The organism is Streptomyces sp. NPDC037301 (assembly GCF_055602785.1).
Genome location: NZ_JBVJWD010000004.1, coordinates 244441 through 260226, shown reverse-complemented (window position 1 = coordinate 260226; position 15786 = coordinate 244441). Strand labels below are relative to the sequence as shown.

Here is a 15786-nt window from a genome sequence, read left to right as displayed (position 1 = left end):
CTCGTAGCTCGTAGGGAGAGACGTACGTATGGAAACCGACACCACGACCGCACCGCCCACCGGCGGCCCCGTGGACGCGGGGACGTACGACGTGCTGCGCCGCAGGCTGACCGCCCGGGCCGCCGATCTCGCGAGCCGCGCCGAGGCGCTCAACGCGCGGCGCACAGAAGAGTTCGGGTCGACCGGGCTCCGGCTCACCGGCACCGAGCAGATCCGTACCGAGCAGCCATCCGTACCCCGCGACCTGGTGGCCGTCGGCGGCCGGCTGCTCTTCGGGTTCGAACGGGGCCCGGGGGCAGCGGAACTAGCCGAGGTCGGCGACGTGCTCGCCCTGTACGGACCCGAGTTGGCGGAGGCGCTCCACGGCGAAGGGGGTCTGCTCGAAGACGAAGCCTTCGTACGCGAATTCACCGCCCTGCACCGTTACTACCGCGACGCCCGCCTCCTGCGGCTGCGCCGCGTGGATGGCAGGCTGCTCGCCGTCTTCCGTACCGGCGAGAGTGCCGACGGCATCCGTGTGCTGCGCTGGGCGCTCGCCCCGGACGGTTCGCCCGGCGCGTTCCTCGACGCGCGCGGCGACCGCGATCACGTCTTCCCGCCGTCGCACGACTTCACCTGGACCGTCGCGGGCCGCGAGGCCCACGTCCTCGGCCGGCACCCGCACATCGCCGTGGGCAAGGACAGCGACGCCGTCGGCACGGACGCCGTCCTCTTCGTCGACACACTCGGCGGCACCCTCACCGTCAAGACGGTCAACGACACCGACACCCCCGACGGGATCTACGAGGAGCCGGTCACCGAACCCCTCCAGTCACTCGCCGACGCGGATGTCGAGCATGCCTCGATCGGCCCGCTGGTCCTGCTCCGCGTCCGCCCGTACAACGAGGAGTCCTGGCGGTATCTGGTCTTCAACACGCTCCTCGGCACGGTCCTGCGTCTGGACCTCATCGGGCCCGCCTGCCACCGGCTCCCGGAGGACCAGGGGATCATCTTCCCCGGCGGCTACTACCTCACCACCGGCACCGCCAAGACCTTCGACATCGCCGAGCCGCTCACCGACCCGGTCTTCGAGGGCGCGGTCCGCTCGCCGAACGGCGAGGACGTCCTGTACGTCTTCCGCTCCCCCGACGACGGCCGCAGCCTGCTCCTGCCCTACAACCTGATCCGGCAGGAGGTCGCCACTCCCCTCCAGGGACGCGGCCACGCCCTGCTCGACGACGGCACGCTCGTCCTCCTGCGGGGTACCGCCACGGGCGACGAACCGGCCCGGGTCCACCCGCTGCAGCGCTGGCAGACCCCGTACGTCTCCGACACCTACGCCGCCTCCCGGCCCGCCGGGGCCGGTCCGCTCGCCCGGATCGGCAACGCCGACCTGGTGCGCGGCATCTCCGACTGCCTCGCGCTCGCGCACAGCGCCGCCGAGACGACACCGACCGCCGCCGTATACGCGCAGCTGGTCGCGGACTGCACCCGTGCCACCGACCGTTACCACTGGCTGACCGACTCCGAACTCGGTGAACTGGCCGCGCCGTTGGCTGAGCTTCGGGCCACCGCCCAGCAGGTCCTCACCGAGTTCGACACGGTGCAGGAACTGACCCGGCAGGCCGCCGAGGCGCTCACCGAGACGGCCGACCGGCTCACCGCACTCGTCCGCCGCATCCGTGGCGAGGCCCCGCGCTCGGCCGCCGCCTGGGTCACCCAGCTCACCGAACTCCGTCGTGTGCAGGGCCATTTGGCGACGCTCGCCGAGATGCGGTACGCGGACACCGAGCGGATCGCCGCGCTGAGTGCCGACACGGCCGCCGACATCGACTCGGCCGATCGGCGCGCCGTCGCGTTCCTCGGCCGGGACGACGCGTTCGCCGGCTACCACGAGGACATCGCGCGCCTGACCGCCGAGGCGTCCGCGCTCACCACCGTCGTGGACGCCTCGGCGCTCGGCGACCGGCTGACGGAGATGACGGACGGCCTGAGCACCGTCACGGATGTCGTCGCCGGGCTCGACATCGGTGACGCGACGGTCCGTACGTCGATCCTGGAGCGGATCGCGGAGGTCCTCGGCGGGGTGAACCGGGCCCGCGCCACCCTCGACGCGCGCCGTCGCGAGCTCCTGGACCACGAGGGCCGCGCGGAGTTCGCCGCCGAGTTCGCACTGCTCGGGCAGGCCGTCACGGGGGCGCTGGCCGCCGCGGACACCCCGGACGCCTGTGACGAGCAACTGGCCAGGCTGCTGCTCCAGCTGGAGAACCTGGAGTCGCGGTTCGCGGAGTTCGACGACTTCCTCGCCGAGCTGGCCGGGCGGCGGACGGAAGTGTACGAGGCGTTCTCGGCCCGTAAGCAGACGTTGCAGGACGCCCGCGCCCGGCGGGCGGAGCGGCTGGCGGATTCGGCGGCCCGGGTCCTCGATACGGTGTCCCGACGGCTGGCCGCCCTGTCCGACCTGGACGCCGTCCACACCTACTTCGCCTCCGACCCGATGGTCGCCAAGGTCCGCCGCACCGCGGACGAGCTGCGGGAACTCGGCGACCCGGTGCGCGCCGAGGAGCTGGACGGGCAGCTGCTGGCCGCCCGCCAGGAGGCCGGGCGGGCCCTGCGCGACCGCAGTGAGCTGTACGCGGACGGCGGCGCGACGATCCGTCTCGGCCGGCACCGGTTCGCCGTGAACACCCAGCCCTTCGACCTGACGCTCGTCCCGCACGGGGACCGGCTCGCGTTCGCCCTCACCGGGACGGACTACCGGGCGCCGGTCACCGACCCGGCCTTCGAGGCGACCCGCCCGTACTGGGACCAGACGCTGCCCTCGGAGTCCCCGCACGTCTACCGCGCCGAGCATCTGGCCGCCCGGCTCCTGGACGAGCAGGGCGCCGACACCCTCGGCTCCCTGAACACTGCCGAACTGGCGTCACTCGTACGGGAGTCGGCGGCGTCCGCGTACGACGAGGGCTACCAGCGCGGTGTCCACGACGAGGACGCCACCGCCATCCTCACCACCCTGCTGAGGCTGCACGCCGGGGCCGGACTGCTGCGCTGCCCGCCCGCCGTACGAGCGGCGGCGCAGCTGTTCTGGGCGCACGGGACGGACGAGGCCCGGCGCACCTCCTGGGCCCGGCGGGCCCTCTCGCTGGCCCGCGCCCGTGAGACGTTCGGCCTCGCCCCCGCCATCGCCGGTCTTCAGGAGGAGTGGGCGGACGTCATCCGGGGCGACACCCCCCGGGCCGTCGCCGCGTACCTCTTCGAGGAGCTGACGAGCGGCCCGGCCGGATTCGTCACGAGCGCCACCGCCCGCACGTTCCTGGACAAGTTCCGTCGCACGACGGGCACTTCGGCGTACGACGAGGACCTCGCCGCACTCCACGACGACTTCTCCGCCCGGCGCCAGCTGGTCGAGGGCTGGCTCGCCTCGTACGCCGCCGCGAGCGGCACGGAGATCGACGCGGGCGATCTGGCGGAGGCCGTCGCCGTGGAACTCTGCCCGGAGCCGGTGCTCGCCCGCTACGAGTGCGAGGCGCCGCTCACCGCGACCGTGGAGGGCCTGCTCGGCACCCACCCGCGCATCGACCGCGGCCGGCTGACCGTCCGCCTCGATGAACTCCTCGCCCGCACCGACGGGTTCCGCACCACCACGGTCCCCGGGTTCCGCGCCTACCAGCGCCTGCGCACCGAACTCGTGGCCGCCGAGCGTGCCCGGCTGCGGCTGGACGACCACCGGCCGCGCGTCATGTCGGCGTTCGTCCGCAACCGGCTCCTGGACGAGGTGTATCTGCCGTTGATCGGCGACAGCCTCGCCAAGCAGCTCGGCACCGCCGACGCCGACCGGCGCACCGACTCGCAGGGCCTGCTGCTGCTCGTGTCACCGCCCGGCTACGGCAAGACGACGCTCATGGAGTACGTCGCCGACCGGCTCGGCCTGGTCCTCGTCAGGATCAGCGGGCCGAACCTCGGCCACGACGTGACCTCCCTCGACCCGGCGCAGGCGCGCACCGCGACCGCCCGCCAGGAGATCGAGAAGATCAACTTCGCTCTGGAGACGGGCAACAACACGCTCCTCTACCTCGACGACATTCAGCACACCTCGCCCGAACTGCTCCAGAAATTCATTCCGCTCTGCGACGCCACCCGCCGTGTCGAGGGCGTACGGGACGGCGAGCCGCGCAGCTACGACCTGCGGGGCAAGCGGTTCGCGGTGTGCATGGCGGGCAATCCGTACACCGAGTCGGGGGCGCGGTTCCGTATCCCCGACATGCTCGCCAACCGGGCCGACGTGTGGAATCTCGGCGAGGTGCTGAGCGGCCGCGAGGACGTCTTCGCGCTGAGCTTCGTCGAGAACGCGCTGACCGCCAACCCGGTGCTGGCCCCGCTCGCCGGGCGTTCTGGCGAAGATCTCGCCCTGTTCGTCCGACTCGCCTCCGGCACGGACCAGGCAACCCGCGACCGGCTCGACCACCCGTACACGCCTGCCGAGGTGGACCGGATCGTCGCGGTACTGCGTCATCTGCTGACCGCCCGGGACACGGTCCTGGCCGTGAACGCCGCGTACATCGCCTCGGCCGCGCAGACGGACGCGACGCGCACCGAGCCGCCGTTCCGGCTGCAGGGCTCGTACCGCAACATGAACAAGATCGCCGAGCGGATCGTGCCGGTGATGAACGAGGCGGAACTCCTCGCCGTCATCGACGACCACTACGCGGGCGAGGCCCAGACGCTGACCACGGGCGCGGAGTCCAACCTGCTGAAACTCGCCGCGCTGCGCGGCCGCCTCACCGCCGAGCAGTCCGCGCGCTGGTCCGCGATCACCGCCTCCTACGTCCGTACCCAGGCGCTCGGCGCCCCGGACGGCGACCCCGTCGCCAGAGCGGTCGCCGCACTGGGGCTGCTCGCGGACCGGATCGCGGCGGTCGAGTCGGCGATCATCCGGGTCGCGGACCCGCGCCATCTGCTCGCAGGCCCGCAGGCCCGGCACGCGGCGCCGTCATACGCCGTTCCGCAGGAAGATCACTGACCGGGCAGGTGCGACGGAGAGGAGCAAGGCATGCTGGGTCCCGTGTCTACACTTCCCCAGCAGCCCCAACGCTCCCCGCTCGGCGGGCACATGGTCGTCTGCGGTGACGACGCCCTCGCCCAGCGGCTCGCCGTGGAGCTGCGCTATGTGTACGGGGAGCGGGTCACCCTCGTTCTGCCGCCGGGGCGCGACGCACGCCGGCCGGAGCTGCCGCTGACCGGGCGGGGCCGGGCGGCGGCACTGTTCGGCCGGATGTCGCAGGCGATGAACCGTAACGGCGGGAACGGCGGGAACGGGTCCGCAGGTGCTCCCGGGAACGGCGACACCAACGCCGGGGTCGAGGCGGTACGCATCCTGGAGGCGCCGGAGCCGTCCGACGAGGTCTTCGAGGAGGCGGGCGTCGAATCGGCCGCCGCACTGGCCCTGGTCTACGACGACGACGAGCGCAATATCCGCGCCGCGCTGACCGCCCGCCGTCTCAACCCCCGTGTCCGGCTGGTCATCCGGCTCTACAACCGCAAGCTGGGCCAGTATCTGGAGACCCTGCTCGACCAGGCCGCCGCCGTTAGCGCACCCGGCCTGGACCCGAGGGCGCTGGACGCATCGACCACCGTCCTCTCCGACGCCGACACCGCCGCGCCCGCCCTCGCCGCGACCGCCGTCACCGGCTCCAGCAAGGTCATCCAGGCAGAGGGCCTGCTGCTGCGCGCCGCCGAACGCACCCCGCCCGAGGACGGCCGGATCGCCGACCCCGGCCTGTGCACCCTCGCGCTGCTCTCCTCCACCACCCATGACCCGGCGGGCGCCGAGGGCTCCGACAGCAGCGGCGAGGAGGGGCCTCAACTCCTGCCCGACGCACGGCAGGTGGCCGCCGCGACGGGGCGTGGCACGGTCGTCCTGGAGGCGGTCAGCCAGGCGGGACCGGCCGGTCCGCCGCCCCGGATGGGCGGCAGGGGCGCGCCGCTCAGCCAGTTCTTCTCACGGCGGCTGCGCTGGTCGGCGCTGGGTGTCGGCCTGGCCGTGCTGGGCCTCGCCGTCGCCTCCACGCTCACCACCGGCGACGATCCGCTGCACGCCGCGTATCTGACGCTGCTGGACCTGTTCGCGATGGGCGACCCGGCAATCGGCGACCCCCTGGCCCGTCAGGTGATCCAACTCCTCTCGGGCGTGGCCGGGTTGATGCTGCTGCCGCTGCTCGTGGCAGGCGTGCTGGAGGCCTTCGGGTCGCTCCGTACGGCCTCGTCCCTGCGCCGGCCGCCACGGGGCCTGTCCGGCCATGTGGTGCTGCTCGGCCTCGGCAAGATCGGTACGCGGGTCCTCGTCCGGCTGCGTGAGCTCGGCATTCCCGTGGTGTGCGTGGAGGACGACCCGGACGCGCGCGGAATCCCCGTGGCCCGGCGGCTGCACGTACCGGTGGTCCTCGGTGACGTCACGCAGGAGGGGGTGCTGGAGGCGGCGAAGATCCAGCGCTCCCGCGCACTTCTCGCCCTGACCAGCGTCGACACCACCAACCTGGAGGCCGCGCTGTACGCCCGCTCGGTCAAGCCGGACCTGCGTGTCGCCCTGCGTCTGTTCGACGACGAGTTCGCCACGGCCGTCTACCGCACCCTGCGCACCGCCCACCCGCAGGCCCTGACCCGTTCCCGGTCCGTCTCCCACCTGGCCGCTCCGTCCTTCGCGGTCGCCATGATGGGCCGCCAGATCCTGGGCGCGATCCCGGTCGAGCGCAAGGTGATGCTGTTCGCGGCGGTCGAGGTCGCGGGGCACCCGCAGCTGGAGGGCCGCACGGTGGAGCAGGCGTTCCGGGCGGGCGCCTGGCGGGTCCTCGCCCTGGACGCCACCCCGCCGGAGCACCGCCGCCCGCACCTGGCCACACCCGCCCCCGCCGCCCCGGACCGCCCGTCGGGCCTGGTCTGGGACCTGCACCCCGGGTACGTACTGCGCCCCGAGGACCGCGTGGTGATCGCGGCGACGCGGCGGGGCCTGGCCGACCTGCTGCGCAGGCGCGGCTCGTTGACGTACCGCTGAGCCACGGGTGGCCGTGTGGCCCGCGAGATCCGGGTGCCGGCCCGCGTCCCCGTTCCCTACCCGCCGGGCCCGGATGGGGGCCATCCGGGCCCGGCGGGCCCAGGCCCTGAAGGTGGCGGGCCTCCCCTGGAGGGCCGCCACCACAGCGGCGCGGACGACGCCTGGAACATCGCGGCACTGATCCTGAAGGTGGCGGCACGGGGCGCCTGGCCGGGAGCCACCACCTGACCGCTCGCCGCTACAGCACGCCGCCCATCACCCCCCGCACCTCGTCCAGCGTCGCCTCGGCGATCGCATTGGCGCGCTCGTTCCCGGCCCGGAGCACCGACCGCACGTACGCCATGTCCTGCGCGTACTCGGCGCGCCGGGCTCGGATCGGCGCCATCCGGCCGTTGACGGCATCGGTCACCGTCCGTTTGAGGGCGGCCGCACCCCCACCGCTGATCTCCTCGGCCACGGCGTGCGGATCGCGGTCCAGACAGAGCGCCGCCAGCAACACGAGCGAGGACACCCCGGGCCGCGCTTCCGGTTCGTACGTGATGTGCCGCTCGGCATCCGTCTTCGCGCCCCTGATCAGCCGGGCGGTCTCGTCCGCGTCGGCGCCCAGCGCGATGGAGTTCCCCCGGCTCTTGCTCATCTTGGTGCCGTCGGTACCGAGCAGGAGCGGCGCGGCGGAGAGCAGCGCGTCCGGCTCCGGGAAGACCACCCCGTACCGCTCGTTGAAGCGGCGGGCGACGGTCCGCGTCACTTCGAGGTGCGGCAGCTGGTCCTGCCCGACCGGCACCAGGTTCCCCTTGCAGAACAGGATGTCGGCGGCCTGGTGCACGGGGTACGTGAACATCAGCCCGCTGACGGCCGACTGCCGGGAGTGCTCGATCTCGTCCTTGACGGTGGGGTTGCGGTTCAGCTCGGCGACGGAGACCAGGCTCAGGAACGGCAGCATCAGCTGATTGAGCGCGGGCACGGCACTGTGGTTGAAGACCGTCGAGCGTGCCGGGTCGATCCCGACGGCCAGATAGTCCAGCAGCATCGCCTCCATGTGCTCGGTGAGCCGGTCGGCGACGTCCCGGTCGGTGAGCACCTGGTAGTCGGCGATGATCACGAAGACGTCCACCCCGAGCTCCTGGAGCCGGACGCGGTTGTGGAGGGTGCCGAAGTAGTGCCCGAGGTGCAACGGTCCGGTGGGCCGGTCCCCGGTCATCACCCGGAACCGGTCCGGAGCCTGCCGGATCCGCGCCTCCAGCTCGGCGGCGCGCTGCTCGGGCGGTGTGGTGACGGTGACGGTGCTCATGGGGTTTCTCTCCTCGCGATGCTGGTTGCGTGGAGGACGGCCCGCCGTGATCACCGGCATCCGTACCCGTACGAGGGCAGAGAAAAGGGCCGTCCATATCGAACGGCCCTGATTCCGTGCAGAGGGAAGGCGGCCGCTCCTAGGAGGAGCGCCACCAGTTTCGGCGCGGTACGAAGGTCATGAGCCGAGCCTAACGGAACCGAACTCCGCCCACACGACCTTTCCGGGTCCGCGCCGCGCCCCGTACCCCCACCGGTCCGCCAGCGCACCCACCAGCACCAGCCCCCGCCCGCCACACGCACCGGGCTCCGGCTCGCGCACCTGCGGTGGTACGTCCGAGGCATCGTGCACCTCGATCCGCACCCCGTCGCCCAGCGACCGGAACCGGGTCTCGATCTCCCGCCCCGGCGAGACCCGGGCGTGCTGCCCGGCGTTGGTCAGCAGCTCGGACAGCACGAGCACCGCGGGCTCCTCCCACTCCGAGAGCCCCCAGCCCGCAAGCGCGGTACGCAGTTCTGCCCTGGCCAGCGAAACACAACGCGGATGCCGGCTCCAACGCAGCACGACGGCACGATCCGCCGTCCCGCTCACCGGCCCACCACCACACCGAGAACCGGGCTCGGCCCCGCCTCGATCCCCTGCTGAGCCAGCCACCACACCCGCCGCCGCTCCCGCCAAAACCGATTCTCAGCACGCTCCCAGCGGGCGAATTCAACTTGCTGAACGCTCAGTTCACGCCTCGGGTGGACGGGGAAGCATGGGCGTACGAGGCCGCCACCCCGCCGCTCGCTGCCTGGGAGCCGACTTAAGAGACACCGGAGTGGTTCGAGCAAGCGGCCGATAAGGTTCAACACGTTGACGCTCCTTCGTAAGCGTTGGCCATGCCCCCGGACCGGTGCCACGGTCGCGGGGGTCCTTGCTGAGACAGCACAAGCCGCCACAGCACCCTGCTGCGATCGAAAGTCCACAGAGGGTGACTGCGCGTTCAGCATGCTCTTGCCCACACGGAGAATGCAAGGATTGCGTACTACTGCCATGCGTTCGAGGTGATTTGAGGCGTCACGCAGTGACCATCCACACTCGCGGGTACCACCCAGGCAGCGAAGGGACGCAGCGTGCCGGAGAAGCGACAACGACCGCCCACCGTGAGGCTCCGCCGTCTGGCCGCCGAACTACGCCGGCTCCGAGCCGCAGCAGACCTGACACGCGAAGACGTGGCCAAGGCGACGGGCATCAACGAGGCGACCCTCTACCGCGTCGAGAAGGCACGCGCCCGGCCGCAGAAGCGGACTCTGATCGCTCTTCTGGATCTCTACGCGGCGAACGAGGCGCAGCGTGCCGATCTCCTGGCGGTCCAGAACGGTTCCAACGACCAGGGCTGGCTACGTCCGTACCACTCGGAGTTGCCCGAGGAGTACACCGCCTACATCGGCTTCGAGAGCGAAGCCCGCACCATCCGCAACTACGAGTCCCTCTTCATCCCAGGACTTGCCCAGACGGAGTCCTACGCCCGTGCGGTGGTCAGAGGCGTGTTGCCGACCGCCAGCAGGAAGGAGGTGGAACAGCGCGTCCAAGCTCGCGTGGAGCGGCAGGCATTGCTCACCAAGAAAGACCCGCTTCAGCTCTGGGCCATCGTGGACGAAGCCGCGGTGCGACGCCTCGTGGGCGGACGCGAAGTGATGCGGACACAGGCCAGGCACCTGCTCCAGCTGACGGAAGAGCCCAACGTCACCATCCAGGTGATCCCGTTCGAAAAAGGCGCTCACGCGGGCATGACGGGCAACTTCGTCCACATGGATTTCCCTGATCCCGCAGACCCGGAACTGATCTACGTGGACACACCCGCCGGAGATCTATTTCTGGAGTCCGAAGCGGAAATGCGACGCTACAAGTCGATGTTCGAACACCTTCAGGCGGTGGCCCTCGGGCCGAACGACAGTGCCGGTCTGCTGGCTAGAGTGGCAGAAGCGAGTGACTGAGAGCAGGTGTTGAGAGTGCAGCACAAACGCACGCAGCTCACGTGGCGGAAGAGCAGCCACAGCAGCGGCAACGGACAGTGTCTTGAGGTGGGCGACGGCGTGCCGGACGTCATGCCTGTACGAGACAGCAAGAACGCTCAGGGACCCCTGCTCGTCTTCGGCAACCGCGCCTGGTCGGCGTTCCTGGCCGAAGTGAAGGCGGGCACCCTCGCCACCGACGCCTGACGCTCAACGCATAGGCAGAACACGTGCGTACGTGAAGGCAGGGTGTGACGGTCAGGAGTTGGACCAGTCGCGCGTGCAGAGGACGAGCCGGTAGCCGTCCGGGTCCTCGACGGTGACGCCCCATTCGTTCCAGTACGGGTTCGGCGACCGCGCGCGCCTGCCTCCGTGGTCCCGCAGCCGGTCCACCAGTTCTTGTGGCACGGACTCGTCGAGATAGAGGACGAGCAGGTCCTCGTCGGTGGGACGGGGTTCGACGGGGTGGCCACCGCCGTGGACGAGTTCGAGGTGCCAGGACGCGTCCGGATGCCCCACCATGAGCAGATCGTGCGCCCAGGGTTCCCGGCCCGCCTCGGCGCGGAACAGGACCGTCAGCCCGAGTCCCCCCACCCAGAACCGCTCGGCCGCGGCAAGATCACGGGACGGCCGGGCAAGACGAACATGGCTCTGGCCGGTGATCGGCACAAGGCTCTCCTCTCCGACAACGGCACGCCCGTCTGCGCACCGGGTCCGCAGCGTAGGCCGCCGGCCCCCTCTCCCACATCGGCACAGCTTCCTGGTTCCTGCGGCCGTTCTCCTGCGGCCGAAGACCTACGCCCCCTCCGGGGCACCGTGGCGGCCGCTTCCGAACAGGCCAGGAGCACGAGCCTCGCGGGTACGCCGCCGCGTGGGCGGCGCCCCCGTGGTGGCCGCCCAGGACCTCGGCGGCCCGGAAGCGCTCGGGACACTCGGCCTCGGCCCGGATGTCCTCGCCCCGGGCCAGGGCCGGCACGGCAGGGCGGCGACCCACCGCGATCGCCGCGTCCGGGCGCGAGTACGGCCCGAGCCAACGGCACAGGGACCAGTCTTCTCTACTCCTCGATCTCGGTGCCGTACGTGTGCTGGGTGGTGGGGGCGTTAAGGACGCGCCGCATGGCAGGCGGCGGAGGTGTCCGAGGCAGGACGGGGCCCAACGCGCGCCCGAGCGGCCGACGGGCTCCAGGGTAAGGGCGGCGTGGCGGGTCGGGGGTTCGGCTGCTGTCTTCGAGCCGCAGGGTGAGCAGGGGGCCGTTGAGGGTGCCGGTGTCGAGTACGGCCCTGGTGTGGTGGGCTACGGCTCCCAGCACGGGAACAAGGCCGGGGTACTCCTCGGTCGATGCGTCCAGTCGTTCCTGCACCGCATCCCACCAGGGGTGCGGATGATTCGGTTTGGTGTGGGTGAAGCCGGGCTCGAACCGCTCGGTGCACTGTCCGTCACGCCAGTGAGCGAAGCCGTTCATGCCATCCCCGCCCAGCAGGACACTGAAGGTCTCCGTGCCGTAGGACAGCGCGGACAGGGGGCCTGGCATCATGCCCATGACCCCGCAGTCCTCAAAGCAGAACGACCAGTCGCCCAGCGCCCCGGCACGCAGAACTGATCCCTCCGGCAGGCTGCTGTCGTACAGATGGGCGGCTTGCTGTCGGGTGAGGAACTGGGCGGTTCGTGCGTCAGCCCCGTACCGGGCGAGTACGTCTTCCGGTGTGATGCCGCGGGCGAAGGTCACGCACCACATCACGGCGTGCGGATCTCTGGCCCATGCCCACGGCCTGGTCGTGGAGTCTTGCACGGGTATCTCCTCCGGCTGCTACGGGTTGGGGCCCGAGGACCCTCCTGGGCCGTGGTGGTGCTGCGATGTGCGTCAGGCGACGATGTCGACGCTGTACTTCTCGGTGTCGAGGACGCGCTCGTTCGTCACGAACGCACCGTACTTGCCGCCGGCGGCCTCGTTGGCGTCCAGGCCCGGTGGCCCACCGGCCGAGCGGTACATCGACGGGCGTGGCCGACCTGTCCCGGAGCTGCTGGCCACCAGCGGTACAACGGCCACAGGAACCACACATGCTTTCTGCACGTCTAGAACGGCATCCAAGGCCACAGCAGTGCCGACTCCGCCGGCTTCGATGTCGCCGTCCGCGTCCAGGACCGCTACCGCACCCACTCCCAACCCCGGTCTCTCGAAGGAAGAGCAGAAGGTCGTCTCGCTGTGCGGTCAGCAGTCAGCAGTAGGCAAGCCGTGAGAGGCCCTTCACACGATGAGCAGTCCTACGAGATCGTCGACGCACCGCACGTCGACGATCGGCGCGCCCAACCGGCGCAACACCGAGCTCGCGCTGCTGGTGTTCGCCGTCGTCATCCCGGTGTTCGCCTACGCCAACGTGGGCCTGGCCATCAACAACCAAGTGCCGTCCGGCCTGCTGAGCTACGGCCTGGGCCTGGGCCTGCTGGCCGGTGTCGCCCATCTCGTCGTACGGAAGTCCGCGCCGTACGCGGACCCGCTGCTGCTGCCGCTGGCCACGCTGCTGAATGGGCTCGGCCTGGTCGTCATCTGGCGGCTGGACCAGTCCGAACTGCTGCAGTCGATCAAGCAGGCGGGAACAGCCACGCCACGGCAGCTGATGTACACGGCGATGGGCATCGCGCTGTTCATCCTGGTGCTGATATTCCTCAAGGACCACCGTGTCCTGCAGCGCTACACCTACATCTCCATGGTGGGTGCGCTGTTTCTGCTGCTGCTTCCGCTGGTCCCGGGCCTTGGCGCCGACATATACGGCGCCAAGATCTGGATCCACGTCGGCAGCTTCAGTATTCAGCCCGGTGAGTTCGCGAAGATCGTGCTCGCGGTCTTCTTCTCCGGCTATCTGATGGTCAAGCGCGACGCGCTGGCCCTGGCCAGCCGCCGCTTCATGGGCCTGTACCTACCGCGCGGCCGTGACCTCGGCCCGATCCTGGTCATCTGGTTCCTCTCGATCCTGATCCTGGTCTTCGAGACGGACCTCGGCACGTCGCTGCTGTTCTTCGGACTGTTCGTCATCATGCTGTACGCCGCCACGGAGCGGACCAGCTGGATCGTCTTCGGTCTGCTGATGTCCGCGGCCGGCGCCGTCGGCGTCGCCTCCTTCGAGCCGCACGTCCAGCAACGTGTCCAGGCCTGGCTCGACCCCATGCGCGAATACATGCTCAGCCGCCAGGGCGTGGCCGGTCACTCCGAGCAGTCGATGCAGGCGCTGTGGGCGTTCGGCTCCGGCGGCACCCTCGGCACCGGCCTCGGCCAGGGCCGCTCCGACCTCATCCGGTTCGCCTCCAACTCCGACTTCATCCTCGCCACCTTCGGCGAGGAACTGGGCCTGACGGGCGTCATGGCGATCCTGCTGATCTACGGCCTGATCGTGGAGCGCGGCATACGTACCGCCCTCGCGGCCCGCGACCCGTTCGGCAAGCTGCTCGCCATCGGCCTGTCGGGCGCGTTCGCGCTGCAGGTCTTCGTCGTCGCCGGGGGTGTGACGGGCCTGATCCCGCTGACCGGTATGACGATGCCGTTCCTGGCGTACGGCGGATCCTCCGTCATCGCCAACTGGGCCCTCGTCGGCATCCTGATCCGCATCAGCGACACCGCACGCCGCCCCTCGCCCGCCCCCGACCTCGACCCCGACCTCGAGATGACGCAGGTGGTGCGCCCGTGAACAAGCACCTGCGCCGGATCGCGGTGGCTGCGCCGTGACGCCGGTTCGCGCGATGGCGCTGAATGGTGCCGCTACGTGGCGTACGGGTTACTGATGGTGTGGTGTCGCCGGGCGGTGGCCAGCACCCGCTCCGGGAACCGCGGCCCTGCAATGTAATGGCGGCCCTTCGTCCGGCCCACGGCTGTAAGCAGCTGGGCCTTGGTCAGTGCCTGGAGATCGCGGGTCGCCTGCTGGGTGTTGATCGCTTCGGCCTTCTCGTAGCGGGAGCGGCGCACCCGTCCGGCCATCGCCACCTCGTGCAGAGCCGTGACCTGGCGCTCAGCGACCCCGTAGGTACCGGCCTCTTCCATCAGCTGCATCCAGCAGTCGTTGGACCGGTCGACGCGCCGCTGCACACGCTGGGTCTGCTGGTGGTAGGCGAGGAGATTGAACTTGATCCAGGGCGACGTGTCCCGGTGCGGCGACCAGACCGGTCCGCCGACCTCGCGCAGCACCTTGTAGTAGTCCCCGGTGTTGCCCGGCATCCCCAGCCATTCCTCGATCGAGGAGAACTCGGGAGCGAGAACGCCGCCCCGTGCGATCAGAAGCGTCTGAAGTGAGCGGGACATGCGGCCGTTGCCGTCGGACCAGGGATGGATCTTCACCAGGTTCAGGTGGGCCATGGCGGCACGGAGCAGGACATGACTGTCCAGGTCGCCTTCGTTGAGCCAGTCCACGAGCTCGCTCATGAGCCCGGGAACCCGCTCCTGGTCAGGGCCTTCGTAATCGGTGGCGAGCTCGTCGCCCGGTGCGGTGATGCGGATCGAGGTCCTGCGCCACTGCCCGGCGAGCCTGCGGGGGTGGTGATGCCCCTGGAGCATCCAGTGCAGGCCGTTGAGGAGTTCCTTGCTGTAGCGGAAATCGCTCACGTCGTGCAGCGACTGGATGTACGTCATGGCCTGTTGGTAGGCCAGCGTCTCCGCCTTGTTCTCGTCACTGGCCTCGACCTCGCGCTCGCCGTCCATCAGGTCGGCGACGTCCACGGCATCGACCTCGTAGCCCTCGATCGTGTTCGACGCCGCGATGGCGCCGGCCGTCAGGGCCTTGCTCAGCTCAAGGGTCCACTTCATCGGAGCCTGTCGCACCGCGTGACGCAGCTGTTCGCGCAGGTCGTTGATCCGCTCCAGGACTTGAAGGTCGGCAGAATCCAGGCGCGGCATCTCGTACAGCATGATGCAGTGATACCCAGCAACTAGCATTCTCGCTCGGTGCGCCCTCGCGGCCCCGTCAGGAGTTGGACCACCCGCGCCGACAGAGGACGAGGCGGTATCCGTCCGGGTCCTCGACGGTGACGCCCCACTCGTTCCAGTATGGATTCGGCGACGCGACCCGCTTGCCGCCGTGCTCCTCCAGGCGGTCCACCACCTCCTCCGGCACCGGGCCGTCGAAGTAGAGGACGAGCAGGTCCTCGTCGGTGGGGCGGGGGTCGGTGGGATGGTCGCCACCGTGGACGAGTTCGAGGTGCCAGGACGCGTCCGGGTGGCCCACCATGAGCAGGTCGTGCGTGCCGGGCTCCCGGCCCGCGTCGGCGCGGAACAGGACGTCCAGCCCGAGGCCGTCTGCCCAGAATCTCTCGGCCGCGGCGAGGTCCCGGGACGGGCGGGCGATGCGGACATGAGTCTGACCGGTGAACGGCATGGCGGGACTCCTGTCCGACAGCGGCACGCCCTGTGCGCGCCCCGGCCCGCAGCGTAGGCGGCCGGTGCGGTCGTGCACATCGGCCCCGGGTCGCACGGCTCTCCGCCGCCCGT

Annotated in this window: 12 protein-coding genes and 1 pseudogene; 6 read left to right on the top strand and 7 right to left on the bottom strand. The window is 70.5% G+C overall.

The window, feature by feature from the left end:
• The first annotated feature begins 28 nt into the window (after window positions 1-28).
• The 3 genes and pseudogenes from ACZ7IB_RS09930 to ACZ7IB_RS09920 form a co-directional block, all read left to right on the top strand.
• The gene (locus ACZ7IB_RS09930) at window positions 29-4999 is read left to right on the top strand and encodes a DNA repair ATPase (protein WP_470910914.1); all 4971 of its coding nucleotides are present in this window, start codon (window positions 29-31) and stop codon (window positions 4997-4999) included.
• A gap of 30 nt (window positions 5000-5029) precedes the next feature.
• The gene (locus ACZ7IB_RS09925) at window positions 5030-7027 is read left to right on the top strand and encodes an NAD-binding protein (RefSeq protein ID WP_470910912.1); all 1998 of its coding nucleotides are present in this window, start codon (window positions 5030-5032) and stop codon (window positions 7025-7027) included.
• 97 nt (window positions 7028-7124) lie between these two features.
• Window positions 7125-7255 (top strand): annotated as a pseudogene (locus ACZ7IB_RS09920) (DNA polymerase III); the annotation flags it as partial.
• A gap of 10 nt (window positions 7256-7265) precedes the next feature.
• Here ACZ7IB_RS09920 and trpS read toward each other — a convergent pair.
• Entirely contained in the window at window positions 7266-8318 is a 1053-nt protein-coding gene (gene trpS / locus ACZ7IB_RS09915; RefSeq protein ID WP_470910910.1) for a tryptophan--tRNA ligase, read from the bottom strand.
• A gap of 177 nt (window positions 8319-8495) precedes the next feature.
• A complete protein-coding gene (locus ACZ7IB_RS09910; RefSeq protein ID WP_470910908.1) occupies window positions 8496-8882 on the bottom strand; it encodes an ATP-binding protein in 387 nt (128 codons plus the stop codon).
• A gap of 551 nt (window positions 8883-9433) precedes the next feature.
• On the opposite strand from ACZ7IB_RS09910, the gene ACZ7IB_RS09905 reads away from it, so the two are divergent.
• Window positions 9434-10297 (top strand): helix-turn-helix domain-containing protein, encoded by an 864-nt coding sequence (locus tag ACZ7IB_RS09905; RefSeq protein WP_470910904.1) that lies wholly within the window; start codon window positions 9434-9436, stop codon window positions 10295-10297.
• A 15-nt stretch (window positions 10298-10312) separates the two neighbouring features.
• The gene (locus ACZ7IB_RS09900) at window positions 10313-10522 is read left to right on the top strand and encodes a DUF397 domain-containing protein (RefSeq protein WP_470910902.1); all 210 of its coding nucleotides are present in this window, start codon (window positions 10313-10315) and stop codon (window positions 10520-10522) included.
• Between the two features lie 51 nt (window positions 10523-10573).
• Here the strand turns inward: ACZ7IB_RS09900 and ACZ7IB_RS09895 are convergent, their stop codons facing one another.
• From ACZ7IB_RS09895 to ACZ7IB_RS09885, 3 genes are all read right to left on the bottom strand, one after another.
• Entirely contained in the window at window positions 10574-10984 is a 411-nt protein-coding gene (locus ACZ7IB_RS09895; protein ID WP_470910900.1) for a VOC family protein, read from the bottom strand.
• A 386-nt stretch (window positions 10985-11370) separates the two neighbouring features.
• On the bottom strand, window positions 11371-12105 hold the full coding sequence (locus tag ACZ7IB_RS09890; protein WP_470910897.1) for a DUF6461 domain-containing protein: 735 nt from the start codon (window positions 12103-12105) through the stop codon (window positions 11371-11373).
• A gap of 72 nt (window positions 12106-12177) precedes the next feature.
• Window positions 12178-12363 (bottom strand): hypothetical protein, encoded by a 186-nt coding sequence (locus ACZ7IB_RS09885; protein WP_405686425.1) that lies wholly within the window; start codon window positions 12361-12363, stop codon window positions 12178-12180.
• A 205-nt stretch (window positions 12364-12568) separates the two neighbouring features.
• Between ACZ7IB_RS09885 and ACZ7IB_RS09880 the strand changes: the two genes are divergently transcribed.
• Window positions 12569-13996, top strand: coding sequence for an FtsW/RodA/SpoVE family cell cycle protein (locus tag ACZ7IB_RS09880; RefSeq protein WP_470910893.1), 1428 nt, complete (start codon window positions 12569-12571; stop codon window positions 13994-13996).
• 71 nt (window positions 13997-14067) lie between these two features.
• On the opposite strand, the gene ACZ7IB_RS09875 is transcribed toward ACZ7IB_RS09880, so the two are convergent.
• On the bottom strand, window positions 14068-15207 hold the full coding sequence (locus ACZ7IB_RS09875) for a Fic family protein (RefSeq protein ID WP_470910891.1): 1140 nt from the start codon (window positions 15205-15207) through the stop codon (window positions 14068-14070).
• A gap of 55 nt (window positions 15208-15262) precedes the next feature.
• The gene (locus ACZ7IB_RS09870; protein WP_470910889.1) at window positions 15263-15673 is read right to left on the bottom strand and encodes a VOC family protein; all 411 of its coding nucleotides are present in this window, start codon (window positions 15671-15673) and stop codon (window positions 15263-15265) included.
• Window positions 15674-15786 lie beyond the last annotated feature (113 nt).

Excerpts from the sequence above, each read along its gene's own strand:
- ACZ7IB_RS09930 (WP_470910914.1), top strand. The coding sequence starts at position 29 with ATGGAAACCGACACCACGACCGCACCGCCCACCGGCGGCCCCGTGGAC.
- ACZ7IB_RS09925 (WP_470910912.1), top strand. The coding sequence starts at position 5,030 with ATGCTGGGTCCCGTGTCTACACTTCCCCAGCAGCCCCAACGCTCCCCG.
- trpS (WP_470910910.1), bottom strand. The coding sequence starts at position 8,318 with ATGAGCACCGTCACCGTCACCACACCGCCCGAGCAGCGCGCCGCCGAG.
- ACZ7IB_RS09880 (WP_470910893.1), top strand. The coding sequence starts at position 12,569 with ATGAGCAGTCCTACGAGATCGTCGACGCACCGCACGTCGACGATCGGC.
- ACZ7IB_RS09875 (WP_470910891.1), bottom strand. The coding sequence starts at position 15,207 with ATGCTGTACGAGATGCCGCGCCTGGATTCTGCCGACCTTCAAGTCCTG.
- ACZ7IB_RS09870 (WP_470910889.1), bottom strand. The coding sequence starts at position 15,673 with ATGCCGTTCACCGGTCAGACTCATGTCCGCATCGCCCGCCCGTCCCGG.